This window comes from Burkholderia sp. AU15512 (genome assembly GCF_002223325.1).
Lineage (GTDB): Bacteria > Pseudomonadota > Gammaproteobacteria > Burkholderiales > Burkholderiaceae > Burkholderia.
In genome coordinates, this window is sequence record NZ_NKEX01000003.1 from 222,284 (window position 1) to 246,094 (window position 23,811).

22 protein-coding genes are annotated in these 23,811 nt (G+C 67.7%); 10 read left to right on the forward strand and 12 right to left on the reverse strand.

Annotated features, from left to right (window positions below; translation table 11 throughout):
* Positions 1-49: 49 nt before the first annotated feature.
* On the reverse strand, positions 50-1,699 hold the full coding sequence (gene recN, locus CFB43_RS03550; protein WP_089494132.1) for a DNA repair protein RecN: 1,650 nt from the start codon (positions 1,697-1,699) through the stop codon (positions 50-52).
* Between the two features lie 19 nt (positions 1,700-1,718).
* On the reverse strand, positions 1,719-2,621 hold the full coding sequence (locus CFB43_RS03555) for an NAD kinase (protein ID WP_039361361.1): 903 nt from the start codon (positions 2,619-2,621) through the stop codon (positions 1,719-1,721).
* A 131-nt stretch (positions 2,622-2,752) separates the two neighbouring features.
* Here CFB43_RS03555 and hrcA point away from each other — a divergent pair, with 131 nt between their 5' ends.
* The 3 genes from hrcA (at position 2,753) to CFB43_RS03570 (ending at position 5,400) form a co-directional block, all read left to right on the forward strand.
* Complete coding sequence (gene hrcA, locus CFB43_RS03560) at positions 2,753-3,775, forward strand: heat-inducible transcriptional repressor HrcA (RefSeq protein ID WP_031399637.1); 1,023 nt, start codon at positions 2,753-2,755, stop codon at positions 3,773-3,775.
* Positions 3,776-3,922: 147 nt separating this feature from the next.
* Positions 3,923-4,987, forward strand: coding sequence for a ferrochelatase (gene hemH / locus CFB43_RS03565; RefSeq protein ID WP_089494133.1), 1,065 nt, complete (start codon positions 3,923-3,925; stop codon positions 4,985-4,987).
* Positions 4,988-4,992: 5 nt separating this feature from the next.
* Entirely contained in the window at positions 4,993-5,400 is a 408-nt protein-coding gene (locus CFB43_RS03570) for an RNA-binding S4 domain-containing protein (RefSeq protein ID WP_011351021.1), read from the forward strand.
* Here the strand turns inward: CFB43_RS03570 and CFB43_RS38300 are convergent.
* The gene (locus CFB43_RS38300) at positions 5,372-5,533 is read right to left on the reverse strand and encodes a hypothetical protein (RefSeq protein ID WP_006476841.1); all 162 of its coding nucleotides are present in this window, start codon (positions 5,531-5,533) and stop codon (positions 5,372-5,374) included. The two genes, CFB43_RS03570 and CFB43_RS38300, sit on opposite strands and share 29 nt — an antisense overlap.
* Before the next feature lie 355 nt (positions 5,534-5,888).
* Between CFB43_RS38300 and grpE the strand changes: the two genes are divergently transcribed.
* The 5 genes from grpE (at position 5,889) to CFB43_RS03600 (ending at position 12,327) form a co-directional block, all read left to right on the forward strand.
* Positions 5,889-6,434 (forward strand): nucleotide exchange factor GrpE, encoded by a 546-nt coding sequence (gene grpE / locus CFB43_RS03580; RefSeq protein WP_089494134.1) that lies wholly within the window; start codon positions 5,889-5,891, stop codon positions 6,432-6,434.
* An 8-nt stretch (positions 6,435-6,442) separates the two neighbouring features.
* Positions 6,443-6,853 carry a thioredoxin family protein gene (locus CFB43_RS03585; protein WP_089472186.1) on the forward strand — a complete coding sequence of 137 codons (411 nt, stop codon included), beginning with the start codon at positions 6,443-6,445 and terminating at the stop codon, positions 6,851-6,853.
* Positions 6,854-7,015: 162 nt separating this feature from the next.
* Positions 7,016-8,968 carry a molecular chaperone DnaK gene (dnaK, locus tag CFB43_RS03590; protein WP_089424556.1) on the forward strand — a complete coding sequence of 651 codons (1,953 nt, stop codon included), beginning with the start codon at positions 7,016-7,018 and terminating at the stop codon, positions 8,966-8,968.
* 265 nt (positions 8,969-9,233) lie between these two features.
* Positions 9,234-10,370: a molecular chaperone DnaJ gene (gene dnaJ, locus CFB43_RS03595; protein ID WP_089430628.1), complete on the forward strand. Its 1,137-nt coding sequence runs from the start codon at positions 9,234-9,236 to the stop codon at positions 10,368-10,370.
* Positions 10,371-10,383: 13 nt separating this feature from the next.
* Positions 10,384-12,327 carry a chorismate-binding protein gene (locus tag CFB43_RS03600; protein ID WP_089494135.1) on the forward strand — a complete coding sequence of 648 codons (1,944 nt, stop codon included), beginning with the start codon at positions 10,384-10,386 and terminating at the stop codon, positions 12,325-12,327.
* Positions 12,328-12,447: 120 nt separating this feature from the next.
* Here CFB43_RS03600 and panB read toward each other — a convergent pair whose 3' ends face one another.
* The 6 genes from panB to hda are packed head-to-tail and all read right to left on the reverse strand — an operon-like array spanning position 12,448 to position 17,537.
* A complete protein-coding gene (panB, locus tag CFB43_RS03605) occupies positions 12,448-13,263 on the reverse strand; it encodes a 3-methyl-2-oxobutanoate hydroxymethyltransferase (protein ID WP_089460443.1) in 816 nt (271 codons plus the stop codon).
* Between the two features lie 45 nt (positions 13,264-13,308).
* The gene (locus CFB43_RS03610) at positions 13,309-13,995 is read right to left on the reverse strand and encodes a deoxynucleoside kinase (RefSeq protein ID WP_089424561.1); all 687 of its coding nucleotides are present in this window, start codon (positions 13,993-13,995) and stop codon (positions 13,309-13,311) included.
* Positions 13,992-14,534: a 2-amino-4-hydroxy-6-hydroxymethyldihydropteridine diphosphokinase gene (gene folK / locus CFB43_RS03615; RefSeq protein WP_089424562.1), complete on the reverse strand. Its 543-nt coding sequence runs from the start codon at positions 14,532-14,534 to the stop codon at positions 13,992-13,994. The genes CFB43_RS03610 and folK overlap by 4 nt, the downstream gene beginning before the upstream one ends.
* Positions 14,535-14,569: 35 nt before the next feature.
* Positions 14,570-16,108 (reverse strand): polynucleotide adenylyltransferase PcnB, encoded by a 1,539-nt coding sequence (gene pcnB / locus CFB43_RS03620; protein WP_089494136.1) that lies wholly within the window; start codon positions 16,106-16,108, stop codon positions 14,570-14,572.
* A 5-nt stretch (positions 16,109-16,113) separates the two neighbouring features.
* Positions 16,114-16,791, reverse strand: coding sequence for an HAD family hydrolase (locus tag CFB43_RS03625; RefSeq protein ID WP_089424564.1), 678 nt, complete (start codon positions 16,789-16,791; stop codon positions 16,114-16,116).
* An 11-nt stretch (positions 16,792-16,802) separates the two neighbouring features.
* A complete protein-coding gene (hda, locus tag CFB43_RS03630; RefSeq protein ID WP_006484992.1) occupies positions 16,803-17,537 on the reverse strand; it encodes a DnaA regulatory inactivator Hda in 735 nt (244 codons plus the stop codon).
* Between the two features lie 250 nt (positions 17,538-17,787).
* On the opposite strand from hda, the gene purM reads away from it, so the two are divergent.
* A complete protein-coding gene (purM, locus tag CFB43_RS03635) occupies positions 17,788-18,843 on the forward strand; it encodes a phosphoribosylformylglycinamidine cyclo-ligase (protein ID WP_006484927.1) in 1,056 nt (351 codons plus the stop codon).
* A gap of 62 nt (positions 18,844-18,905) precedes the next feature.
* On the opposite strand, the gene tet is transcribed toward purM, so the two are convergent.
* Positions 18,906-20,105 carry a Tet(A)/Tet(B)/Tet(C) family tetracycline efflux MFS transporter gene (gene tet, locus CFB43_RS03640; RefSeq protein WP_089494137.1) on the reverse strand — a complete coding sequence of 400 codons (1,200 nt, stop codon included), beginning with the start codon at positions 20,103-20,105 and terminating at the stop codon, positions 18,906-18,908.
* 63 nt (positions 20,106-20,168) lie between these two features.
* Between tet and tetR the strand changes: the two genes are divergently transcribed.
* Positions 20,169-20,801: a tetracycline resistance transcriptional repressor TetR gene (tetR, locus tag CFB43_RS03645; protein ID WP_089494138.1), complete on the forward strand. Its 633-nt coding sequence runs from the start codon at positions 20,169-20,171 to the stop codon at positions 20,799-20,801.
* A 5-nt stretch (positions 20,802-20,806) separates the two neighbouring features.
* Here the strand turns inward: tetR and miaA are convergent, their stop codons facing one another.
* The gene (gene miaA, locus CFB43_RS03650) at positions 20,807-21,787 is read right to left on the reverse strand and encodes a tRNA (adenosine(37)-N6)-dimethylallyltransferase MiaA (RefSeq protein ID WP_089494139.1); all 981 of its coding nucleotides are present in this window, start codon (positions 21,785-21,787) and stop codon (positions 20,807-20,809) included.
* Positions 21,784-23,775, reverse strand: coding sequence for a DNA mismatch repair endonuclease MutL (gene mutL, locus CFB43_RS03655; RefSeq protein ID WP_089494140.1), 1,992 nt, complete (start codon positions 23,773-23,775; stop codon positions 21,784-21,786). Before mutL ends, miaA begins: the two co-directional genes overlap by 4 nt.
* Positions 23,776-23,811 lie beyond the last annotated feature (36 nt).

A 23,811-nucleotide genomic window follows, 5' to 3' on the forward strand; every position in this document is an offset into this window, starting at 1 on the left:
TTTTTACGTTTTCACGTTGGCTGAGCGTGCATTCCCGCGTATCCGTGCCTTATGCGGCGAGCATTTCCTTCGCGTGCTTACGCGTGGTCGCCGTGATCTCGAGGCCGCCGAGCATCCGCGCGACTTCCTCGATCCGGTTGGCGCGGTCGAGCGCGACGACGGTCGACACCGTGCCGCCACGGTCGTCGGCGCCTTTTGCGACCTGGTAGTGATGATCACCGCGCGCGGCGACCTGCGGCAGGTGCGTCACGCACAGCACCTGGCGATCGCGTCCGAGCTGGTGCAGCAGGCGGCCGACCACTTCGGCGACGCCGCCGCCGATCCCCGTATCGACCTCGTCGAAGATCAGCGTCGGCGTCGGGCTTGCCGCGCTGGCGATCACCGCGAGCGCGAGGCTGATCCGCGCGAGCTCGCCGCCCGACGCCACCTTCGCGAGCGGCCGCAGCGGCACGCCGGGGTGCCCGGCGACCCGGAATTCGACCTGCTCGAGCCCGTGCGGGCCGCCGTCGGCGAGCGGCACGAGCGCGACTTCGAAGCTCCCGCCCGCCATCGACAGTTCCTGCATGCCGGCCGTGACTGCCGTGCCGAGCGCCTTGGCGGCCTGTGCGCGTGCCTTGGACAGGTGTTTGGCGTCGGCGAGATAGGCTTCCCGCGCCTTGGCCTGCGCCGCCACGAGCGCGCCGAGATCGGCCGCCGCATCGAGTGCGGCGAGCTGCGCGCGGCGTGCGGCGTGTTCTTCGTGCAGCGTGTCGGGCGGCAAGCGGAACTTGCGGGCGGTCGAGTGCAGCGCATCGAGACGCGTTTCGACCTGCGCGAGCCGTTCGGGATCGAGATCGACGCGCTGCGCATAGTGCGACAGCGAATAGACGGCTTCCTGCAACTGGATCTCGGCCGGTTCGAGCGACGCGAGCGCGTCGCCGAGCGAGGTGTCGTAGTCGGCGAGGCTGCGCAGCTTCGACACGATCGCGCCGAGCTGCGCGAGCATCGCGTCGTCGGACTCGGACAGCGCGTTGAGCGCACCGCGCACGCCTTCGATCAGGTTCGCCGAATGCGACAGGCGCTTGTGCTCGTTGCTGACTTCGTCCCATTCGCCGGGCTGCGGCGCGAGCTTGTCGAGTTCGGCGAGCTGCCAGGCGAGCTTTTCGCGTTCGAGCTGCAGCTCGCGCTCGTGCGCTTTTGCAGCGTCGATCGCCTGCGTCGCGTCGCGCCAGACGCGCCATGCGCGCGCGACGTTCGCGGCATCGGCGACGAGCCCCGCGTGCGTATCGAACAGCTCGCGCTGCGCGTCCGGTCGCATCAGCAGCTGGTGCGCATGCTGGCCGTGGATGTCGACGAGCATTTCGCCGAGCTCGCGCAGCTGCGCGAGCGTCGCGCTGGTGCCGTTGATGAACGCGCGCGACCGGCCGTTCGCGTCGATCACGCGGCGCAGCATCACGGTGTCCTCGGTGTCGAACGCGTGTTCGTCGAGCCAGCGCGCGACGCGGTCGTGCGGCGTGAATTCGGCGGTGATGTCGGCGCGGCTGCAGCCGGTGCGCACGACGCTCGCGTCGGCACGTTCGCCGAGCGCGAGGGCGAGGGCGTCGATCAGGATCGATTTCCCGGCGCCGGTTTCACCGGAAAAGACGGAAAAGCCGCTGTCGAATTCGAGATCGAGCGCGGCGACGATGACGAAGTCGCGGATCGAGAGGTGGCGGAGCATGGTGTCGGGCAGAGCGGCGTCAGGACGCCTTGTCGTCTTCGTTCGAGGCGTGTTCGTTCCAGTGCAGCTTCTTGCGCAGCGTCGCGTAGTAGCTGTAGCCGATCGGGTGCAGGAACGGCACCGTGTGCTTCGAGCGGCGCACCTCGATCGTGTCGTTCAGTTCGAGCGCGGTGAACGACTGCATGTCGAAGTTCACGTTGACGTCGCGCCCGCCGACGATCTGGATCGCGATTTTCGAATCGTCGGGCAGCACGATCGGCCGGTTCGACAGCGCGTGCGGCGCGATCGGCACGAGCACGATGCCCGCCAGCTGCGGATGGAGGATCGGGCCGGCCGACGACAGTGCGTAAGCGGTCGAGCCGGTCGGCGTGGCGACGATCAGGCCGTCCGAACGCTGGTTGTACATGTACCGGCCGTCGACCGATGCGCGCAGCTCGACCATCCCGGAGAAGCCGCTGCGGTTCACGACGACGTCGTTGAAGGCGAGTGCGTGGTAGATCGGTTCGCCGTCGCGCATGATCCGGGCCTCGAGCAGCGCGCGCTCCTCGCGTTCGAACTTGCCCGACAGGATCACCGGGACGAGCGCCTGCATGTCGGCCGCCGCGATATCGGTGATGAAGCCGAGCCGGCCGTGGTTGATCCCGATCAGCGGTGTCCTGTACGGCGCGAGCTGACGGCCGATGCCGAGCATCGTCCCGTCGCCGCCCAGCACGACCGCCACATCGGCACGCGCGCCGATTTCGGCCGGCGTCAGCGCCGGGTAGCCGGTGATGCCGATCTCGCGCGCGGTCTCGGCTTCGAAGACGACCTCGAAGCCCCGCTTGGCGACGCAGGCGGCCAGCGTGGCGAGCGGCTCGGCGATGTTCGGCGTGTTGCTCCGGCCGACGAGCGCGACAGTGTTGAACTGATTACCGGTTTTCATGCCGGCATTACACCATAGCTCGTTGACGAAAAGAACCGGCTGTGCGCGGTCGGGGCCGGATCGGGCCGGCCCGCGCAACGGCAGCCGACGCCACTCGCCGCGGTCGCGCGGTTGCGCTAAAATTTTCCACCATGCTAGATCCTCGCGCACGAACCCTCCTGAAAACCCTGATCGAACGGTATATCGCCGACGGTCAGCCAGTCGGATCGCGCACGTTGTCCCGTTACTCCGGGCTCGAGCTGAGCCCGGCAACGATCCGCAACGTGATGTCCGACCTGGAGGAGCTCGGCCTCGTGTCGAGCCCGCACACGTCGGCCGGCCGCGTGCCGACGCCGCGCGGCTACCGGCTGTTCGTCGACACCATGCTGACGGTCGAGGCGCCGATCGACGCCGAAGCCGTCGCGCGGCAGGTGCAGAACACGCTGCAGGCCGGCGAGCCGCAGCAGCGGGTCGTGGCGGCCGCCGCGAGCGTGCTGTCGAACCTGTCGCAGTTCGCGGGCGTGGTGCTGACGCCGCGCCGCAGCCACGTCTTCAAGCAGATCGAGTTCATGCGCCTGTCGGACAAGCGCATCCTGCTGATCATCGTCACGCCCGAGGGCGACGTGCAGAACCGGATGCTCGCGACGCCGCGCGATTACTCGCCGTCGCAACTGACCGAGGCGTCCAACTACATCAACGCGCACTTCGCCGGCCTGTCGTTCGACGAGGTGCGCCGCCGCCTGCGCGACGAGATCGACCAGTTGCGCGGCGACATGACCGCGCTGATGCACGCCGCCGTGACGGCCAGCACCGAGGTGCCCGACACCGAGGACACCGTGCTGATTTCCGGCGAGCGCAACCTGCTCGAAGTGGCGGATCTCTCGTCCGACATGGCGCGGCTGCGCAAGCTGTTCGACGTATTCGACCAAAAGACGGGCCTCCTGCAACTGCTCGACGTGTCGAGCCACGCCCAGGGCGTGCAGATCTTCATTGGCGGCGAATCGACGCTCGTGCCGATCGAGGAAATGAGCGTCGTCACCGCGCCTTACGAGGTGAACGGGCAGATCGTCGGCACGCTCGGCGTGATCGGCCCGACCCGCATGGCGTACAACCGCGTGATACCGATCGTCGACATCACCGCGCGCCTGCTGTCGCTCACGCTGAGCCAGCAGTAGCCTGCGGTCGCCAGCCCGATCCCGCCCCGTCATCGTGCCGCGGCGCCGCGCGTGCCGGCAGTCGGCCGAACGGCCAGCCGACCGGCGCGGAGCGGCCCGCTATAATTGAGAGCCGTCCGGTCCCGTGCCCCGAGCACGTCATTGCCCATGCGTTTCGATCTTGAGCCGCCTTCGAGCACCGCGGCTGCCCATCGCATCGGTGTGCTGCTGATCAATCTCGGCACGCCCGACGCCCCGACACCGCGCGCGGTGCGGCGCTACCTGGCCGAATTCCTGTCGGATCCGCGGGTCGTCGAGATTCCGCAGGCCGTCTGGCAGGTGCTGCTGCGCGCGGTGATCCTGCCGCTGCGCGGCCGTGCGTCCGCGAAGAAGTACGCGGCGGTCTGGATGCCCGAGGGCTCGCCGCTGCGCGTGTACACCGAGCGCCAGACCGACAGCGTGCGGCACCTGCTCGTGTCGAACGGCTATCACGTGCAGGTCGACTACGCGATGCGCTACGGCAGCCCGAACATCTCGCACGCGCTCGCGCAGTTCAAGCGGGCGGGCGTCGAGCGCGTGCTGCTGATGCCGATGTATCCGCAATACTCGGCGTCGACCACGGCCACGGCGTTCGATGCCGCCTTCGACGCGCTCGCGCGCATGCGCAACCAGCCCGAGGTGCGCACGGTGCGGCACTACGCCGACCATCCGGCCTATATCCATGCGCTGGCCGAGCAGGTGCGCCAGTATTGGGCGCAGCACGGTCGGCCCGATTTCGCGGCCGGCGACAAGCTCGTGCTGAGCTTTCACGGCGTGCCGAAGCGCACGCTCGACCTCGGCGACCCCTATCACGACCAGTGCCAGCAGACAGGCGCGCTGCTGATGGCCGCGCTCGGGCTGTCGACGACCGAATGCCGCGTCACGTTCCAGTCGCGTTTCGGCAAGGCCGAATGGCTGCAGCCTTACACCGCGCCGACGCTGCGCGAGTTCGGCGAGGCCGGCGTGCGGCGGGCCGACGTGTTCTGTCCCGGTTTCACGGCCGACTGCCTGGAGACGATCGAGGAGATCGGCATGGAAGTGCGCGACGAGTTCCTCGCCGGCGGCGGCAAGGCGTTCCACCGGATTCCGTGCCTGAATGGCGCGTCCGCGTGGATCGGCGCGCTCGGCGAGATCGTCGCCGAGAATCTGCAGGGCTGGCCGGTCAGGGCCGCGCAGCCCGAAACGGTGAGTTGAACGCGATGAATTACAAGATTTCGACCGAACCGGGCGCGAAGCTGCGCATCGACAAATGGCTGTGGGCGGCCCGGTTCTTCAAGACGCGCTCGCTCGCGACCGATGCGGTCGACAAGGGGCACGTGAAGATTGGCGGTGCGGCGGTCAAGCCGGCGAAGGAAGTGCGGGTGGGCGACGAGGTCGAGATTGCGATCGACGGCATCGTCTGGCACATTGCCGTGCTCGGCGTATGCGACGTGCGCGGGCCGGCGAGCGTCGCGCAGACGCTTTACGCGGAGACGGAAGCGGGGCGGGCCGCGCGGCTCGCCGAACTGGAGCGGCGCCGCACGTATCGTGAGCCGGCAGCCGAATTGCACGGCCGGCCGACGAAGCGCGACCGGCGCATCATCGACAGATTTTCTGGTGGGAGCTGAACATCTGGTCGAATGTCGCCCGCGCGCTTCCGTATTCGGTCGTGCGGTCGGTGACGGCTCCCGACAGGCAGATGGTGGTGGTGCCGGCAATGAGTACCAGCGCGACCACCGAGATCGCAAACGTCAGTTTCATGGTACTCCCCTCGCGTTGAAGGGTGAAAACGGCGCCAGGTGGATGTCAGGCGTCAGTCAGCTAGGGGTAAACACGCTTTTCCGACGCTTGAGTGGAGTGTAGTGCAGCGGGCCTGTGCCAAGCTAGTACTTGCCAGGTAAGCGTTGTTACCGGCCGTTTCGCCCGGTCTGGCGGACTATGCGGCCGATGCCCCGGCGTGACGCGCGGTTGTTTCGCGGTATTGGAGAATGCCGGCGAATAACCCTCTTGAAATCGTCGTTTTCACCCTTATTTGCACCAGCAATGTGCGGTGCCACCGGATATACGGTCCGGCGGTTGCCGATTTGGCTTCAACCTCTAATCGACTTTCAGCGACATGGAAAACACGCAAGAGAACCCGGCATCCAAATCGGCCGAAGAGATCGGCAGCGAGAAGCAGGCGGCGCAAGGCGCTGCTCCCGCCGCCGAAGCAGCCGACGCGGCGCTCGCGGAGGCTCAAGCCAAGGTCGCCGAGCTGCAGGAGAGCTTCCTGCGGGCGAAGGCCGAAACCGAGAACGTCCGCCGCCGCGCGCAGGACGACGTCTCGAAGGCGCACAAGTTCGCGATCGAGAGTTTTGCGGAGCACCTGCTGCCCGTGCTGGACAGCCTGGAAGCGGCCGTCAACGATACGTCCGGCGACATCGCGAAGGTGCGCGAAGGCGTCGAACTGACGCTGCGCCAGCTGACGAGCGCGCTCGAGAAGGGCCGCGTCGTCGCGCTGAACCCGGTCGGCGAGAAGTTCGATCCCCACCAGCACCAGGCCATTTCGATGGTGCCGGCCGACCAGGAGCCGAATACCGTCGTCGCCGTGCTGCAAAAGGGCTACATGATCGCCGACCGCGTGCTGCGTCCGGCGCTCGTCACCGTCGCGCAGCCGAAGTAAGGCCCGCGATGCTGCCTGCCGGCGTCGATCCGGCCGCGTTCGACGCGTTCGACATGCAGGCGCTGGACGCCGGCACGTTCGACGCGGCGATCGACGGCGCGGGCGATGCGCTCGCGGTGGTGTTCTTCTGGGGCGTCGACTGCTTCAACTGCGAGATCGCGAAGAAGGCGATGCTCGCCCAGCCCGACGCGATCCGCGCGCTGGACCTGAAGTGGTTCCATTGCAACGTGTACGAACACCACCAGCTGGGGCGCCGCTTCGGGCTGCACGGCGTGCCGACGTGGTTCTTCTTCCACCGCGGCAAGCGGCTCGGCCGCGCGACGGGCTGGCATGGCCTCGCGCAGTTCCAGGCAGCGGTGTCGGCGGCACGCGCGAAAATCGCCGCGGCGGGCGGCAATCCGCCGGGGGCGATCCGCTAGCCGGCGGCGATTGAAAAAATTTAATACCCGCATCGCACGTCGGGTCTTGAAAACGAACCGGACGGACGCATTTCGGGAACAGAGTTGAATTCTGGCGCGCGAAACTGCCCCAAAACGCGGGGTTTTGCGCAGCAAACAAGCATTTCTGGAGATTAGGAAAAAATGGGAAAGATCATCGGTATTGACCTCGGCACCACGAACTCGTGCGTCGCCATCATGGAAGGCAACCAGGTCAAGGTCATCGAGAACTCGGAAGGCACGCGCACCACGCCGTCGATCATCGCCTACATGGACGACAACGAAGTGCTGGTCGGCGCGCCGGCCAAGCGCCAGTCGGTGACCAACCCGAAGAACACGCTGTTCGCCGTGAAGCGCCTGATCGGCCGCCGCTTCGAAGAGAAGGAAGTCCAGAAGGACATCGGCCTGATGCCGTACGCCATCATCAAGGCCGACAACGGCGATGCATGGGTTGAAGCGCACGGCGAGAAGCTCGCGCCGCCGCAAGTGTCGGCGGAAGTGCTGCGCAAGATGAAGAAGACGGCCGAAGACTACCTCGGCGAGCCGGTCACGGAAGCCGTGATCACGGTGCCGGCGTACTTCAACGACAGCCAGCGCCAGGCAACCAAGGACGCCGGCCGCATCGCGGGCCTCGAAGTCAAGCGGATCATCAACGAGCCGACGGCGGCTGCGCTCGCGTTCGGCCTCGACAAGGCCGAGAAGGGCGACCGCAAGATCGCCGTGTATGACCTCGGCGGCGGTACGTTCGACGTGTCGATCATCGAAATCGCGGACGTCGACGGCGAAATGCAGTTCGAAGTGCTGTCGACCAACGGCGACACGTTCCTCGGCGGCGAAGACTTCGACCAGCGCATCATCGATTACATCATCGGCGAGTTCAAGAAGGAGCAGGGCGTCGACCTGTCGAAGGACGTGCTCGCGCTGCAGCGCCTGAAGGAAGCCGCTGAAAAGGCGAAGATCGAGCTGTCGTCGAGCCAGCAGACCGAAATCAACCTGCCGTACATCACGGCTGACGCGTCGGGCCCGAAGCACTTGAACCTGAAGATCACCCGCGCGAAGCTGGAAGCGCTGGTGGAAGACCTCGTCGAGCGCACGATCGAACCGTGCCGCATCGCGATCAAGGACGCAGGCGTCAAGGTGTCGGACATCGACGACGTGATCCTGGTCGGCGGCCAGACGCGCATGCCGAAGGTGCTGGAGAAGGTGAAGGAATTCTTCGGCAAGGATCCGCGCCGTGACGTGAACCCGGACGAAGCCGTCGCAGTCGGCGCGGCGATCCAGGGCCAGGTCCTGTCGGGCGACCGCAAGGACGTGCTGCTGCTCGACGTGACCCCGCTGTCGCTCGGCATCGAGACGCTCGGCGGCGTGATGACGAAGATGATCAGCAAGAACACGACGATCCCGACGAAGCACGCCCAGGTGTACTCGACGGCGGACGACAACCAGGGCGCCGTGACGATCAAGGTGTTCCAGGGTGAACGCGAAATGGCAGCCGGCAACAAGCTGCTCGGCGAGTTCAACCTCGAAGGCATCCCGCCGGCACCGCGCGGCGTGCCGCAGATCGAAGTGACCTTCGACATCGACGCGAACGGCATCCTGCACGTCGGCGCGAAGGACAAGGCGACCGGCAAGGAAAACAAGATCACGATCAAGGCGAACTCGGGTCTGTCCGAGGCTGAAATCGACCAGATGATCAAGGACGCGGAAGCGAACGCAGCGGAAGATCACAAGCTGCGCGAGCTGGCTGATTCGCGCAACCAGGGCGACGCGCTGGTCCACAGCACGAAGAAGGCGCTGACCGAGTACGGCGACAAGCTGGACGCGGGCGAGAAGGAAGCCATCGAAGCGTCGCTGAAGTCGCTCGAGGAAGTGCTGAAGGACTCGTCGGCCGACAAGGCTGCGATCGACGCGAAGGTCGAGGAACTCGGCAAGGTGTCGCAGAAGCTCGGCGAAAAGATGTACGCCGACATGCAGGCACAGCAAGCAGGTGCGGCCGGCGCAGCGGGCGCAGCGGAAGGCGCGGCCCACGCGGGCGGTGCGCAACAGGCTGCCGACGATGTCGTCGACGCCGAGTTCAAGGAAGTGAAGAAGGACTAAGCCGGGTTGCCCCGGTGCCGCACGCCGCGCGCCACCCGCGCGCGGCGCGGCTGACGGGTTGGCTGACAAGCGGTCTGTCTTTCCTTCCGGATGGCCGGATCGACTCCACGCCTGGCGGGCTTCGCGGCCCTCCGGGCACATTTGTTTTTTGGCGGGTGCTGCACGCGCCGTCCGCGGCGGGCGCAGCGCCAGACGAGTCGAGAGACTTTACTGCAGGCGAAAGGAGCCGCCGCGTGCGCGATGCGTGGCGGCACAGTGAATCGATATGGCGAAACGGGATTACTACGAGGTTCTGGGCGTCGCGAAGAATGCGAGCGACGACGAAATCAAGAAGGCGTATCGCAAGCTTGCGATGAAGTATCACCCTGACCGCAATCCGGACAGCAAGGATGCGGAAGAGCATTTCAAGGAGGTGAAGGAAGCCTATGAAATGCTGTCGGACGGCCAGAAGCGGGCAGCGTACGACCAGTACGGCCACGCGGGCGTCGATCCGAACATGGGCGGTGCGGGCGCACAGGGCTTCGGCGGCTTCGCGGACGCGTTCGGCGACATCTTCGGCGACATCTTCGGCCAGGCGGCGGGCGGCGCCGCGCGCGGCGGCCGTGGCGGCCCGCAGGTGTATCGCGGCGCCGACCTGCGCTACAGCATGGAAATCACGCTCGAGCAGGCCGCACACGGCTACGACACGCAGATCCGCGTGCCGAGCTGGGTGTCGTGCGAGGTCTGCCACGGGTCGGGTGCGAAGCCCGGCACGAAGCCGGAAACCTGCCCGACCTGTCACGGCCAGGGCACGGTGCGCATGTCGCAGGGCTTCTTCAGCATCCAGCAGACCTGCCCGAAGTGCCACGGCACGGGCACCTACATTCCCGAGCCGTGCGTGCATTGCCACGGGTCGGGCAAGGTGAAGGAAACCAAGACGCTCGAAGTGAAGATCCCGGCCGGGATCGACGACGGGATGCGGATCCGCTCGGCCGGCAACGGCGAGCCGGGCATCAACGGCGGGCCGCCGGGCGACCTGTACGTCGAGATCCACATCAAGCCGCATTCGGTGTTCGAGCGCGACGGCGACGATCTCCACTGCCAGATGCCGATCCCGTTCACGACCGCCGCGCTCGGCGGCGAGATCGAGGTGCCGACGCTGGCCGGCCGTGCGTCGTTCCCGGTGCCGGAAGGCACGCAGTCGGGCAAGACGTTCCGCCTGCGCGGCAAGGGCATCAAGGGGCTGCGTTCGAGCATCGCGGGCGATCTGTACGTCCACGTGCAGGTCGAGACGCCGGTGAAGCTGACCGACAACCAGCGCGACCTGCTCAAGCAGTTCGAGAAATCGCTGGCCGAGGGCGGCGCGCGTCACAGCCCGCAGAGCAAGAGCTGGTTCGACCGTGTGAAGAGCTTCTTCGAGTAACTCGAGTAACAGCATGACTGAAGGCAACGAGAGCGCGTCGTTCGCGCTCTTGGACGATTGCGACTCGACCGCGCTCGCGCGGTCGAGTCGTTTGTATTCGGGGTTCGTGCGCGAACGCGTGTGCACGGATCCGGCTCGGCTCGACGAGGTCGACGCGGCGGTGGCGCAGGATCTGCGCGACGGGCTGCATGCGGTCGTCGTCGGCGATTACGAATTCGGACGCAACCTGCAACGAGCGCAGCCGGGCCATGCCCCGCTGCGCTTTTTGCTGTTTGCGCGCTGCGAGCGCCTGTCGCGCGACGAAGTCGACGCGTGGCTCGCTCAGCAGGATGGCGGCGGCGCGCCGTCGATCGCGGGCGTCGCGCATGTCGAAAAGAGCGTATCGCGCGATGCGTTCGATGCGGCGATCGCCGCGGTGCACGACGCGCTGCGCGCGGGCGATTCGTATCAGGTCAACTACACGTACCGGCTGAACTTCGACGTGTTCGGCACGCCGCTCGCGCTGTACCGGCGGCTGCGTGCGCGCCAGCCCGTGCGCTACGGCGCGCTGATCGCGTTGCCCGACGGGACGTGGGTCGTGTCGTGCTCGCCCGAGCTGTTCGTCGAGAAGCACGGAGACGTGCTGCGCGCGCGGCCGATGAAGGGCACGGCACCGCGTTCGGCCGACCCTCGCGACGATGCGGCGGCGGCCACGTTCCTCGCGAACGACCCGAAGAACCGCGCGGAAAACGTGATGATCGTCGACCTGCTGCGCAACGACGTGTCGCGGATCGCGCGCACCGGCACGGTTCGCGTGCCGGCGCTGTTCTCCGTCGAGCCGTATGCGTCGGTGTGGCAGATGACGTCGACGGTCGAGGCAGGCTGGCGCGCCGGGACGACGTTCGCGCAGACGCTGCGTGCGCTGTTTCCGTGCGGATCGATCACGGGCGCGCCGAAGCACAAGACGATGGAACTGATCGACGCGATCGAATCGACGCCACGCGGGCTCTATACGGGCGCGATCGGCTGGCTTGACGCTGCGAAGCAACGCGCCGATTCCGACGCGCCGGGCGATCGCCTGGCCGGTTGCGGTGATTTCTGCCTGTCGGTCGCGATCCGTACGCTGACGCTCGATGCTGCCAGTGATGGTGACGACAGCGAAGGTGATGGCAGCGCCGGTGTGGCCGACGCCGAAGCACGCCATCCGACAACGGTGATCGCCGCCCGGCGCCGCGGCACGATGGGCGTCGGCGCGGGCATCGTGCTCGACAGCGTTGCAGCCGACGAATATGCGGAGTGCGAATTGAAAGCGCGATTCCTGACGGACGCCGATCCCGGCTTCCAGCTGTTCGAAACGACGGCCGCCACGCGTGCGGACGGCATCCGGCATCTCGATCGTCATCTCGCGCGGCTGCAGCGTAGCGCGGATGCGTTCGGCTTCCGCTTCGACGCCGATGCGTTACGTCGCGAGATCGACGCGCGCTGCGCGGCGCTCGACGGCGACGGCGCGTACCGGATGAAGCTCGCACTCGCGAAGGACGGCACGATCGAGATCATCGCGGCACCGCTCAAGCCGCTGCCGGCGGGGCCGGTCGGCGTGCTGCTGGCGTCCGCGCACGGCTTCGAGCCGACCCGTGCGGGCGATGCGCTGCTGCTGCACAAGACCACGCGCCGCGCCGAATACGATCGCGCGTGGCAGGCGGCGGAGGCGCTCGGCGGCTTCGACATGCTGTTCGTCAACGAGCGCGGCGAGGTGACGGAAGGCGGGCGCTCGAACCTGTTCGTGAAGCTCGATGGCCAGTGGGTGACGCCGCCGCTCGAGTCCGGCGTGCTGCCGGGCGTGATGCGTGGCGTGCTGCTCGACGATCGTGCGTTCGGCGCGACGGAGCGGGTCGTGACCCGCGACGATCTCGCGCGTGCGGAGGCGCTGCTGCTGACCAATGCGCTGCGCGGCGCGCTCGACGCGGTACTGAAGTAACCGGCGGATAATCGACCGCTGCCGGCAGCGTGAGAAAGAAAAAACGCGGCGCCCCGCAAAGGGCGCCGCGTTTTTTTCATCGAGGCGCCGGCGAACGCATCGCCGGCACCGCGCCGGACGTCAGAACGAATGCTCGGGGCCGGGGAACGAACCGTCCTTCACCGCGCGCACATACGCTTCGACGGCCGCCTGGATGTTCGGCTCGCCCTGCATGAAATCCTTCACGAAGCGCGGCCGCTTGCCGGGGAACACGCCGAGCATGTCGTGCAGCACGAGCACCTGGCCCGAGCAGTCGGCGCCTGCGCCGATGCCGATCGTCGGCACGCGCAGCATCTGCGTGACTTCGGAACCGATCAGTGTCGGCACGGCTTCGAGCAGGACGACCTGCGCACCGGCCGCTTCGACCGCACGCGCGTCGCGCAGCAGTTGCGCCGCACCGGCTTCGGTCTTGCCCTGCACCTTGAAGCCACCGAACGCATGCACCGACTGCGGCGTGAGGCCCACGTGCGCACACACGGGCACCGCGCGCTCGACGAGGAAGCGGATCGTCTCGGCGAGCCATTCGCCGCCTTCGAGCTTGACCATCTGCGCCCCGGCGCGCATCAGCTTGACGCTGCTTGCGAATGCCTCCGCCGGCGTGCCGTACGTGCCGAACGGCAGGTCGGCCATGATCAGCGCGCGCGGCTGCGCACGGGCGACACAGGCGGTGTGATACGCGATGTCGTCGAGCGACACGGGCAGCGTGGTCGTGTGGCCCTGCAGCACGTTGCCGAGCGAATCGCCGATCAGCAGCACGTCGACGCCCGAACGGTCGAGCAGTGCGGCAAAGCTCGCGTCGTAGCAGGTGAGCATCGCGATCTTCTCGCCGGCGTCGCGCATTGCCTGCAGCTTGGGCACCGTGACGGCAGGCCGGCTCGATTCCTGGAGATAGGTCATGGGAAATCCGGTTCGAATGGGGGTGGAACGACAGGCGAGGACGCGTCAGCGCGTCGTCTCGCCCTTGACGAAGAATTCCTTGCGGCCGCGCATCGTCTCGATGCGCTCGACCAGCAGGGCGAGATCTTCGGGGGAATCCAGCGGATTCAGGTGTTCGGCGGCGACCGTCAGCACCGGCGTGCGGTCGTAGTGGTAGAAGAATTCGTTGTACGCGTCGACGAGCGAGCGCAGGTACGCATCGCTGATCTGCAGCTCCATCGGCAGCCCGCGCTTCTGGATGCGCGAGAACAGCACTTCGGGGCTCGCCTGCAGGTAGACGACGAGGTCGGGCGACGGTGCCTGCGGCACGTCCACGTGCGTCGCGACCGAGCGGTAGAGCTGCCACTCGTCTTCCGGCAGGTTCAGCCGCGCGAAGATGTCGTTCTTCTGCGGCATGAAATCGGCGATGACCGGGCGGCCCGTGTCGAGCGCACCGATCAGTTCGCGGGCCTGCTGCGCGCGCTGCAGCGCGAACGATAGCTGCACGGGCAGCGCGTAGCGCGCGGTGTCGCGATAGAAGCGTTCGAGGAACGGGTTGTCCTGCGGGCGCTCGAGCAGCGTCTGCATCGACCAGCGTTCGCCGAGCAGGCGCGCGAGCGTCGTCTTGCCGACGCCGATCGGGCCTTCGATCACGAGATAGCGGTGCGGGGCGCGCAGGTCGGGCGCGGTGACGGTAAGGGGAGTCGGGGTCATCGGCAGCGGTTCTTGTCGGCGTCTTCGCTGGCAGCGAGCGCCTTCTGCATCAGGCACTGGCAGGTCTGCACCTTCTCGACGCGCTGGTCCGCGACGGCGGCAAGGAAGGTGTCGGCTCGGCCGCGAGCGGGGATGTCGAGTGCCGGCTCGATCTCGACGAGCGGCACGAGCGCGAACGCACGGTCGGTGAGGCGCGGATGCGGGACGATCAGGTCGGGCTCGTCGATCGAATCGTCGCCGAACAGCAGGATGTCGAGATCGAGCGTGCGCGGCGCATTGCGATACGGGCGCTCGCGGCCGAAGTGATGTTCGATCTTCTGGCACAGCGCGAGCAGCTCGCGGGCCGACAGCGTCGTGTCGAGCTTGACGACGCAATTGTAGTAGTCGTCGCCGCCCGCTTCGAAGGGCGCCGTGCGATACAGGCTCGATTTGCCGAGGATCGAGATGGTGCGCTGCTGCGCAAGGCACACCACCGCGTCCTTCAGGGTCTGGCGCGCATCGCCGAGATTCGCCCCCAGTCCGATATATGCAACCGTCATGGCATCACTTCCTACGTCGTTCGCCGGCGAGCGCGTCAGTCGTCGGAACCGCCCGAGGCGTCCGGTGCCGGCTCGGCGGCACCTTCACCCGGCTTGCGGTTTCGCACGCCGCCGCGGCGGCGCCGCTTGCGGGGCGATTTTTCCTTCGTGCCGCCCTGCGTCAGCAATGCCTCGCGAGCGGCCGCGTCGCCTTCGATGAAATCCGTCCACCACTGTCCGACTTCCGCATCGAGCTCGCCGGATTCGCAGCGTAACAGGAGGAAATCATACCCCGCTCTAAACCTTTGGTGTTCCAGCAGCCGCATCGCGCTGCGGCCCGAGCGTTTCTCGAGGCGCAACTGCAGGCCCCAGATCTCGCGCATGTCGGCCGAGTAACGCTTGTGGATCGCGAGTTTCTCGGTCTGCATGTCGAGCACGTCGTCCATCGCGCGATGGAGTGCCGGCACCGGAATTTCACCTTCGGCCGTGTATTGCTCGAAGCGCTGGCGCATGTCGTGCCACAGCAGCGTCGCGAACAGGAAGCCCGGCGAGACCGGCTTGCCGGCGCGCACGCGTGCATCGGTGTTGTTCAGCGCGAGCGTGATGAACTTCTCGCCCTGCGGCTGTTCGAGCACCACGTCGAGCAGCGGCAGCAGCCCGTGGTGCAGGCCCTCCTTGCGCAGCCGCGTCAGGCACGCGAGTGCGTGGCCCGACAGCAGCAGCTTCAGCATTTCGTCGAACAGGCGCGCGGCCGGCACGTTGTTGATCAGGTCGGCGAGCGCGTTGATCGGTTCGCGCGTATGCGGCTCGATCTCGAAACCGAGCTTGGCCGCGAAGCGCACGACGCGCAGCATCCGCACCGGATCCTCGCGGAAGCGCGTGGCCGGATCGCCGATCATCCGCAACAGGCGGGCGCGCACGTCGGCCATCCCGTCGTGGTAGTCGAGCACCGTCTGTGTCGACGGGTCGTAGTACATCGCGTTGATCGTGAAGTCGCGGCGCGCGGCGTCTTCGTGCTGCTCGCCCCACACGTTGTCGCGCAGCACGCGGCCGCTCGCGTCCACCGCGTGCGTGCGGCGATCGAGTTCGTCGCGCTTCAGGCGCTTCGGCGGCTCGGCAGCGGCCGCCTCGGGCGGCGCATCGACCAGCGCGCGGAACGTCGACACCTCGATCAGCTCCTGGCCGAACTGCACGTGCACGATCTGGAAGCGGCGGCCGATCAGGCGTGCGCGGCGGAACAGGCGCTGCACCTCGGTCGGCGTTGCGTCGGTCGCGACGTCGAAGTCCTTCGGCGCGATGCCGAGCAGCAGGTCGCGTACCGCTCCGCCGACGATGAAGGCACGGAAGCCCGCCTGCTGCAGCGTGTCGGTCACGCGCACGGCGTTCTTCGAGATCAGCGCCGGATTGATGCCGTGCACGCTGGCCGGCACGACGGTCGGTTCATGGTTGCTGCGCGGTTTTTTCGCGCCGCCGCCGCGGGCGCCCTTCGGGGCGCGCGGGGTAGCAGGGGCCGCTTCGTCGGCCGGAGCCGTTGCGGGAGACGTTTGCTCGGTTTCGTCCTGGCCGAGCAGCTTGCGGATGAATTTTTTGATCACGACGTTCAGAAGAGATCGAGGATGCGCCAGCCGCGGTTGCTTGCATGCGCACGCAGCGTGTCGTCAGGGTTGGTCGCGATCGGGTCGGTGACTTTCTCGAGCAACGGGATGTCGTTGTGCGAGTCGCTGTAGAAATAGGTGTGCGGGAAGTCGCTCCATTGCTTGCCGAGCGACGCGAGCCACGCTTCGGTCCGCACGATCTTGCCTTCGCGATAGCTCGGCGTGCCGGTCGGCCGGCCCGTGTACGGCGAATCGGGATGCCCGTCGGTCGTTTCGACCTCGCAGGCGATCAGCGTGTCGACACCGAACGCGGACGCGATCGGGCGCGTGATGAATTCGTTGGTCGCCGTCACCACGCAGCACAGGTCGCCCGCATCGAGGTGCTTGCGCACGAGCTCGAGCGCGGCGGGTGTCATGGCGGGCCGGATCACCTCGTGCATGTACTGATCGTGCCATTCGGCCAGCTGCGCGCGCGAATACTTCGCGAGCGGCGTGATCATCGCCGTGAGGTACGCGTGGATGTCGAGCTTGCCGGCCTTGTAGTCGGCGAAGAACTGATCGTTCTGACGCGAGAAGCTTTCCGCGTCGACGATGCCGAGCTTCACCATGAAGCGGCCCCATTCGTGGTCGCTATCGGTCGGGATCAACGTGTGATCGAGGTCAAAGAGTGCCAGATTAGTCATGGAAGCGCATTTTACTCGAAGCGGTTCGGGCCCGTGCCCGGTGGTGTGATGTCGTCGCCGGGACGCGCCAGCATGCGGCGCAGCAACGGCAGCGTGACGGCGCGTTTCTGCTCGAGCGAAAAGCGATCGAGCGCGTCGAGCAGCGCCATCAGGCTCGGCATGTCGCGGCGGAAATGGGTCAGCAGGTAGGCGGCGATGTCGTCGGTGAGCGCGATCCCGCGCTCCTTCGCCGCGAGCTTGAGCACGGCGATCTTGCCGGCGTCGGACGGCGGCGACAGGTGGAACACGAGCCCCCAGCCGAGGCGCGTGCGGAGATCCTCGCGCACGTCGAGCGCGAGCGGCGCCGCGGGGCCCGCCGCGACGAACGCGCTCGACGGGTGCGCGCGCACTTCGTTGAACAGGTTGAACAGCGCGACCTGCTGCGTGTCGCTCATCCGGTCGCAATCGTCGATCGCGTAGATGCCGATGCGCGGGTCGAACGTGAACGCGCCGAGCGGGCTCTGCGGCGTCAGGTAGCGCGCATAGCCGTACGACGCGTCGCTCACGAGCGCCTGCAGCAGATGGGTGCGGCCGCAGCCGGGCTCGCCCCAGATGTAGAACGACCGGTCCGGCACGGGGCCCGCCGCGAGCGCGAGGTCGAGCTTCTGCAGGCGCGAGATGAGCTCGTCGTTCTCCTCGTTCATGATGAAGTTGTCGAACGTGGCGGGCGGCGGCGTGCCGAGATCGAGCGTCAGTTGACGAGACACAACAGTCACAATGCGGGTCGGTTGAAAATACGCGCGCCGTACGCCGGGCACGCGCCGGGGCTTGCGTCTTCACGGGCTTCACGCGCGGCCGCACGCACGGCGCCACGCCGGTTTCGGCGCGGTTCGCTCGGCGATGAAAACGGGGACGTGTTGACCAAGATGCAATCCCTGACGATTCGGTGCTGGGAATTCCGGCCAACGGGCCGGCTTCGGGTAAAATCGCATTTTACCGACCTTCTCGCATTCCCCCATGAATCCTCCGAAATCCGCTCCCGACGCTCAGGGTCTGTCCTATCGCGACGCAGGTGTCGACATCGACGCAGGCGACGCACTCATCGACAAGATCAAGCCTTTTGCGAAGAAAACCCTGCGCGACGGCGTGCTCGGCGGCATCGGCGGGTTCGGCGCGCTGTTCGAAGTGCCGAAGAAGTACAAGGAGCCCGTGCTCGTATCGGGCACCGACGGCGTGGGCACCAAGCTCAAGCTGGCGTTTCATCTGAACAAACACGACACCGTCGGCCAGGATCTCGTCGCGATGAGCGTGAACGACATCCTCGTGCAGGGCGCCGAGCCGCTGTTCTTCCTCGACTACTTCGCGTGCGGCAAGCTCGACGTCGACACCGCGGCAACGGTCGTCAAGGGCATCGCGCAGGGTTGCGAACTGTCGGGCTGCGCGCTGATCGGCGGTGAAACCGCCGAAATGCCGGGCATGTACCCGGACGGCGAATACGACCTGGCCGGCTTCGCGGTCGGCGCGGTCGAGAAGAGCAAGATCATCGACGGCAGCACGATCGCCGAGGGCGACGTTGTGCTGGGCCTCGCATCGAGCGGCATCCACTCGAACGGCTTCTCGCTCGTGCGCAAGATCATCGAGCGCGCGAACCCCGACCTGTCGGCCGATTTCCACGGCCGCTCGCTGGCCGACGCGCTGATGGCACCCACGCGCATCTACGTGAAGCCGCTGCTCGCGCTGATGCAGAAGCTGTCGGTGAAGGGCATGGCGCACATCACGGGCGGCGGTCTCGTCGAGAACATCCCGCGCGTGCTGCGCGAAGGCCTCACCGCCGAGCTCGACCAGAACGCCTGGCCGCTGCCGCCGCTGTTCAAGTGGCTGCAGGAACACGGCGGTGTCGCCGATGCGGAAATGCACCGCGTGTTCAACTGCGGCATCGGCATGGCCGTGATCGTGTCGGCGGCCGATGCCGACGCAGCGATCGCCGACCTGACCGCCGCCGGCGAACAGGTGTGGAAGATCGGCACCGTGCGTGCGACCCGCGAAGGCGAGGCGCAGACGGTCGTGGTCTGACGCACTGCCTGCAGCAGATGCAGCAAGGAAAGCCGCCCGGAGTCGATCCGGGCGGCTTTTTTTCATGCCGACGGGCGCGGTGCGCCTGAGTTCGCGGCGCGTGCACCGGCCAGCAACGGCGGGACGAGCAGATAAAGCAGTGCGGCCGCGGCCCAGACGAGCCCCGGCCACGTCGCGCGTGTCGCCGCGTAGGTCGCGGTGACGACCGGCGGCCCCGCGACGCCGATCAGGCTCGCCACGCTCGCGAGCGCGCCTTGCAGTTCACCCTGGCGCGCATCGTCGACCTGCCGCGCGAGCATCGCCTGCAGGGCCGGCAGCGTCATGCCGCCTGCCGCGAACAGCGGCAGCAGCGCGAACGGCACCCACGCGGCGGTCGCGAATGCGATCGCCGCGAGCCCGAGCGCGTCACCCGCGAGGCCCAGAGCCAGCGCGCGGCGCTCGCCGAGTTGCGCGATCAGCGGCCCGATCGCGAATGCCTGCGCGAGTGCGTGACACGCGCCGTAGCCCGCCAGCGACAGCCCCGCGATCGGCGTCGACCAGCCGAAATGCGCCTGGCCATACAGGATCCACAGTGTCGCCGGCGCCTGCGACACCAGCGCCACGATCACGTAAATGCCGATCAGCGGTGCGAGCGCGGGCGCGCCGGTCAGGCGGCGCAGGCTCGCGAACGGATTGAGTGCGCCAACCGCATGGCTTTCGCGGGCCGAACGCGGTCGTGATTCCGGCAGCGCGCGCCAGACGAGCACGAGATTGAGCGCATTGAGCACGGCGGCCGCGACGAACGGTGCGCGCAGGTGTAGCGCGCCGAGCAGGCCGCCGATCAGCGGACCCGCGATGAAGCCGATGCCCATCATCGCGCCGAGCTGGCCGAAGCGTCGTGCTCGATCGGGTTCGGCGGTGACGTCGGTGACATAGGCAGTCGCGACCGCGACGTTCGCGCCGGTGATGCCCGCGATCAGCCGCCCCACGTAAAGCCACGCGAGGGTCGGCGCGAGCGCCATCAGCAGGTAGTCGAGCGCGGCGCCCGCGAGCGACGCGAGCAGGACGGGCCGGCGGCCGAAGCGGTCGCTCAGCGCGCCGAGCAGTGGGGCGCACAGGAACTGCGCGAACGCGTACAGCGCGAGCAGGATCCCGTAATGGGTGTCGGTGCTGCCTGCGTCGGCGAGCGAGCGCAGCAGCCCGGGCAGGATCGGCATCACGATCCCGACGCCGATCGCGTCGAGCAGGACCGTGGCCAGGATGGCAATCAGGGACGGATTCAAGAGCGTGACTCTATCGGTGATAGAGTGGCAATTATTCCACAGCTTTCCCTATCGGTGATAGAGATGAAGGACACAGGGGCGCGGCTGACGCGCGACACGGTATTGCGCGCGGCGCTCGAGCTGCTCGACGAAGTCGGCATCGACGGGCTGTCGACGCGGAAGCTCGCCGAGCGGCTCGGCGTGCAGTCGCCGACGCTTTACTGGCATTTCAGGAACAAGGGCGAACTGCTCGATGCGATGGCCGAGGCGATCATGCTCGAGCGTCACGATGCGTCGCTGCCGCGGCAGGGCGAAGCGTGGGATGCGTGGCTTTTGGACAACGCGCGCAGTTTCCGTCGTGCGCTGCTGGCCTATCGCGACGGTGCGCGCCTGCATGCCGGTACGCGGCCGCGCGCGCTGCATTTCGGCTCGATCGAACGCAAGGTCGCGCTGCTCGGCGACGCGGGTTTCGCGCCGGACGAGGCGGTCGACGTGATGTATGCGCTGGGCCGCTTCGTGGTTGGATGGGTGCTGGAAGAGCAGGCGGAAGCGGACGGCGACGCCGATGCGCCGCTGCCGGACGCGGCCGAGTATCCGCTGCTCGCGAAGGGCTGGGCCGCGCTGCGCGCGCGCGGCGGCGATGAAGCGTTCGAGCGCGGCGTCGCCTTGATCGTCGACGGCGCCCGCGCGCATCTAGCAGTGCGCGAGCGCGGCTGACGCGGTCAGTCCGGCGTGCGGCCGTCGAGCACGCGTTCGAGCGCGTCGAGTGCGCGGGCCGTCGAGTCCGGCGCGATGCAGTCGACGACGATCCGCTCCGGCATCGCGCGCAGCCAGGTGATCTGGCGCTTGCAGAGCTGGCGCGTCGCGAAGATGCCCTTGTCGCGCATCGTCCGGTAATCGGTATCGCCGTCGAGGAATTCCCACGCCTGCCGGTAGCCGACGCAGCGCATCGACGGCAGGTCGGGATGGAGATCCTCGCGACGGCGCAGCCGTTCGACTTCGTCGATGAAGCCCGCGTCCAGCATTGCGTCGAAGCGCTGCGCGATCCGTTTGTGCAATACCGCGCGATCCGACGGTTCGAGCGCGACCGGCACGAAGCGGTAAGCGGCGGCCGCATCGTCGGTGCGGCGCGGCGCGGCAAGCAGCACCGACATCGGCTGCCCGCTCAGCATGAACACTTCGAGCGCACGCTGGATCCGCTGCGAATCGTTCGGCGCGAGTCGCGCGGCCGTGTCGGGATCGACCTGCGCGAGCCGCGCGTGCAGCGCGGGCCAGCCATCGCGCTCGGCTTCGGCATCGAGCGTCGCGCGCACGTCCGGATCGGCGCCCGGCAGGTCGTTGAGTCCCTGCGTCAGCGCCTTGTAGTACAGCATCGTGCCGCCCGCGAGCAGCGGCGTGCGGCCGCGCGCGGCGATCTCGCCGATCAGGCGCAACGTGTCCGCGCGGAAACTCGCGGCCGAATACGCGTCGGCCGGATCGATGATGTCGATCAGGTGATGCGGCACGCTCGCGCGCTCGTCGAGCGAAGGCTTCGCGGTACCGATATCCATGTCGCGGTAGACGAGCGCCGAATCGACGCTGACGATCTCGATCGGGCGGCGCGCGGCGAGCGCCAGCGCCGCGGCTGTCTTGCCCGATGCGGTGGGGCCGAGCAGGCAGGCGATCGTCGTCGGGCTGGGGTTGGCGTGCTGTGCTGCGCTCATTGTCCGCGCATGAAGAGGCGGTCGAGGTCGTTCAGCGTGAGCTGATACCACGTCGGCCGGCCGTGATTGCACTGGTCCGCGCGTTCGGTCGCTTCCATCTGCCGCAGCAGCGCGTTCATCTCGTCGAGCGTCAGGCGCCGGTTCGCGCGCACCGCGTGGTGGCACGCGAGCGTGCCGAGCAGTTCGTGCTGACGCTCGGTGAGCACGCGCGAGCCGCCGAACGCGTGCAGATCGGCGAGCACCGCGCGCGCGAGCGACTGCAGGTCGGCATCCTTCAGTAGCGCCGGGACCGCGCGGATCGCGAGCGTCGTCGGCGACAGCACCGCCAGGTCGAAGCCGAGCGATTCGAGCGTGTCGCGCTCTTCCTCGACCGTCCCGATCTCGACCGGCGTGGCCGTCATCGAGATCGGCAGCAGCAGCACCTGCACGGCGACCGAGCGGTCGGCGAGCGCGTTCTTGAACTGTTCGTACAGGATCCGCTCGTGCGCCGCGTGCATGTCGACGATCACGAGGCCGTGCGCATTCTGCGCGAGCACGTAAATGCCGTGGATCTGGCCCAGCGCGAAGCCAAGCGGCTGCTCGTCGTGCGTGGTCGCGGCGATCGGCGATGCGGTGAAGCCCGACAGCGGTGCGATCGGCGCGTCGGCCGAATCGCGTGCGAGGGTCGTCGTGCCGTCCGGCGTGCCGGCGCCCGTATCCTTGCGGCCGAACAGCGCGTCATAGAGCGCGAGCGGCTGCGCAACGGGCAGCGTGCCCTGGGTCATCCGCGCCTGACGCATCCATGTGTTGCCCGACGACGAGGACGACGACGGCGACGAGAAGCCGCTACCGCCGTTGCCGGTTGCGTGGCCCTGGCTCTGCCCGAGCGGTGTGTCCAGGAACGAAGAAGGCCCGCGTGGCGTCGGTTCGATATGTGCGGCATGGCCGCCCGCCGTGGTTTCCGGCGACGCGCCCGCGTGGCGCGCCAACGCGCGCTGGACCGCATGGAAAACATATTGGTGGATCGAGCGCGAATCGCGGAAGCGCACCTCGATCTTCGACGGGTGCACGTTCACGTCGACGGCTTCGGGCGGCAGGTCAAGAAACAGCACATACGACGGGTAGCGGTCGCCGTGCAGCACGTCCTCGTAGGCCGCGCGCACTGCGTGCGTCAGCAGCTTGTCGCGCACGAAGCGGCCGTTGACGAAGAAGTATTGCTGGTCGGCGCGACCGCGGCTTGCGGTCGGCAGGCCGGCGCAGCCGTAGACCGCGAGCGGGCCGGCCTGCTCGTCGAGCGGCAGGTGCGCGGTCGCGAAGCTGTCGCCGAGGATCTTCGCGACGCGCTGCGCCGGCTCGGTCGCGTTCCAGTGTTCGACCGCCTTGCCGTTGTGCAGCACCGAGATCGCGACGTCCGGCCGCGCGAGCGCCGCGCGGCGAATCATTTCCAGGCAGTGGCCGAACTCGGTCTGCTCGCTCTTCAGGAACTTGCGCCGCGCGGGCGTGTTGAAGTACAGCTCGCGCACCTCGATCGTCGTGCCGGTCGCGCCGGCGGCCGGCGACAGCACGCCCGTCTGCGCGTCGATCTTCATCGCATGCGCGGCATCGGCCGTCCGGCTCGTGATCGACATCTCGGCGACCGACGCGATCGACGCGAGCGCTTCGCCGCGGAACCCGAGCGTCGCGACCGCCTCGAGCTCCTCGAGCGAGCGGATCTTGCTGGTCGCATGGCGCATCAGTGCGAGCGCCAGCTCGTCCGGCGGAATCCCGCAGCCGTCGTCGGTGATCGAGATGCGCTTGACGCCGCCTTCTTCCAGCACGATGCGCAGCGTGCTGGCGCCGGCGTCCATCGCGTTTTCGAGCAGTTCCTTGACGACCGACGCCGGGCGTTCGACGACCTCGCCGGCGGCGATCTGGCTGATCAGCTGGTCGGGCAGGGGCTGGATTGCGCGCAGCGGGCGCGGAGCAGGGGCGGGCGCGGCGCCCGCGGCCGTTTCGGTGATATCGGACATGGCCGAATTATAGCGAGGCGGCGAATGCGTGCCGGG

Bases quoted from the DNA above. Each gene is read 5' to 3' on its own strand.
- recN (WP_089494132.1), bottom strand. From the start codon at position 1,699: ATGCTCCGCCACCTCTCGATCCGCGACTTCGTCATCGTCGCCGCGCTC.
- CFB43_RS03555 (WP_039361361.1), bottom strand. From the start codon at position 2,621: ATGAAAACCGGTAATCAGTTCAACACTGTCGCGCTCGTCGGCCGGAGC.
- hrcA (WP_031399637.1), top strand. From the start codon at position 2,753: ATGCTAGATCCTCGCGCACGAACCCTCCTGAAAACCCTGATCGAACGG.
- hemH (WP_089494133.1), top strand. From the start codon at position 3,923: ATGCGTTTCGATCTTGAGCCGCCTTCGAGCACCGCGGCTGCCCATCGC.
- CFB43_RS03570 (WP_011351021.1), top strand. From the start codon at position 4,993: ATGAATTACAAGATTTCGACCGAACCGGGCGCGAAGCTGCGCATCGAC.
- CFB43_RS38300 (WP_006476841.1), bottom strand. From the start codon at position 5,533: ATGAAACTGACGTTTGCGATCTCGGTGGTCGCGCTGGTACTCATTGCC.
- grpE (WP_089494134.1), top strand. From the start codon at position 5,889: ATGGAAAACACGCAAGAGAACCCGGCATCCAAATCGGCCGAAGAGATC.
- CFB43_RS03585 (WP_089472186.1), top strand. From the start codon at position 6,443: ATGCTGCCTGCCGGCGTCGATCCGGCCGCGTTCGACGCGTTCGACATG.
- dnaK (WP_089424556.1), top strand. From the start codon at position 7,016: ATGGGAAAGATCATCGGTATTGACCTCGGCACCACGAACTCGTGCGTC.
- dnaJ (WP_089430628.1), top strand. From the start codon at position 9,234: ATGGCGAAACGGGATTACTACGAGGTTCTGGGCGTCGCGAAGAATGCG.
- CFB43_RS03600 (WP_089494135.1), top strand. From the start codon at position 10,384: ATGACTGAAGGCAACGAGAGCGCGTCGTTCGCGCTCTTGGACGATTGC.
- panB (WP_089460443.1), bottom strand. From the start codon at position 13,263: ATGACCTATCTCCAGGAATCGAGCCGGCCTGCCGTCACGGTGCCCAAG.
- CFB43_RS03610 (WP_089424561.1), bottom strand. From the start codon at position 13,995: ATGACCCCGACTCCCCTTACCGTCACCGCGCCCGACCTGCGCGCCCCG.
- folK (WP_089424562.1), bottom strand. From the start codon at position 14,534: ATGACGGTTGCATATATCGGACTGGGGGCGAATCTCGGCGATGCGCGC.
- CFB43_RS03625 (WP_089424564.1), bottom strand. From the start codon at position 16,791: ATGACTAATCTGGCACTCTTTGACCTCGATCACACGTTGATCCCGACC.
- purM (WP_006484927.1), top strand. From the start codon at position 17,788: ATGAATCCTCCGAAATCCGCTCCCGACGCTCAGGGTCTGTCCTATCGC.
- tetR (WP_089494138.1), top strand. From the start codon at position 20,169: ATGAAGGACACAGGGGCGCGGCTGACGCGCGACACGGTATTGCGCGCG.
- miaA (WP_089494139.1), bottom strand. From the start codon at position 21,787: ATGAGCGCAGCACAGCACGCCAACCCCAGCCCGACGACGATCGCCTGC.
- mutL (WP_089494140.1), bottom strand. From the start codon at position 23,775: ATGTCCGATATCACCGAAACGGCCGCGGGCGCCGCGCCCGCCCCTGCT.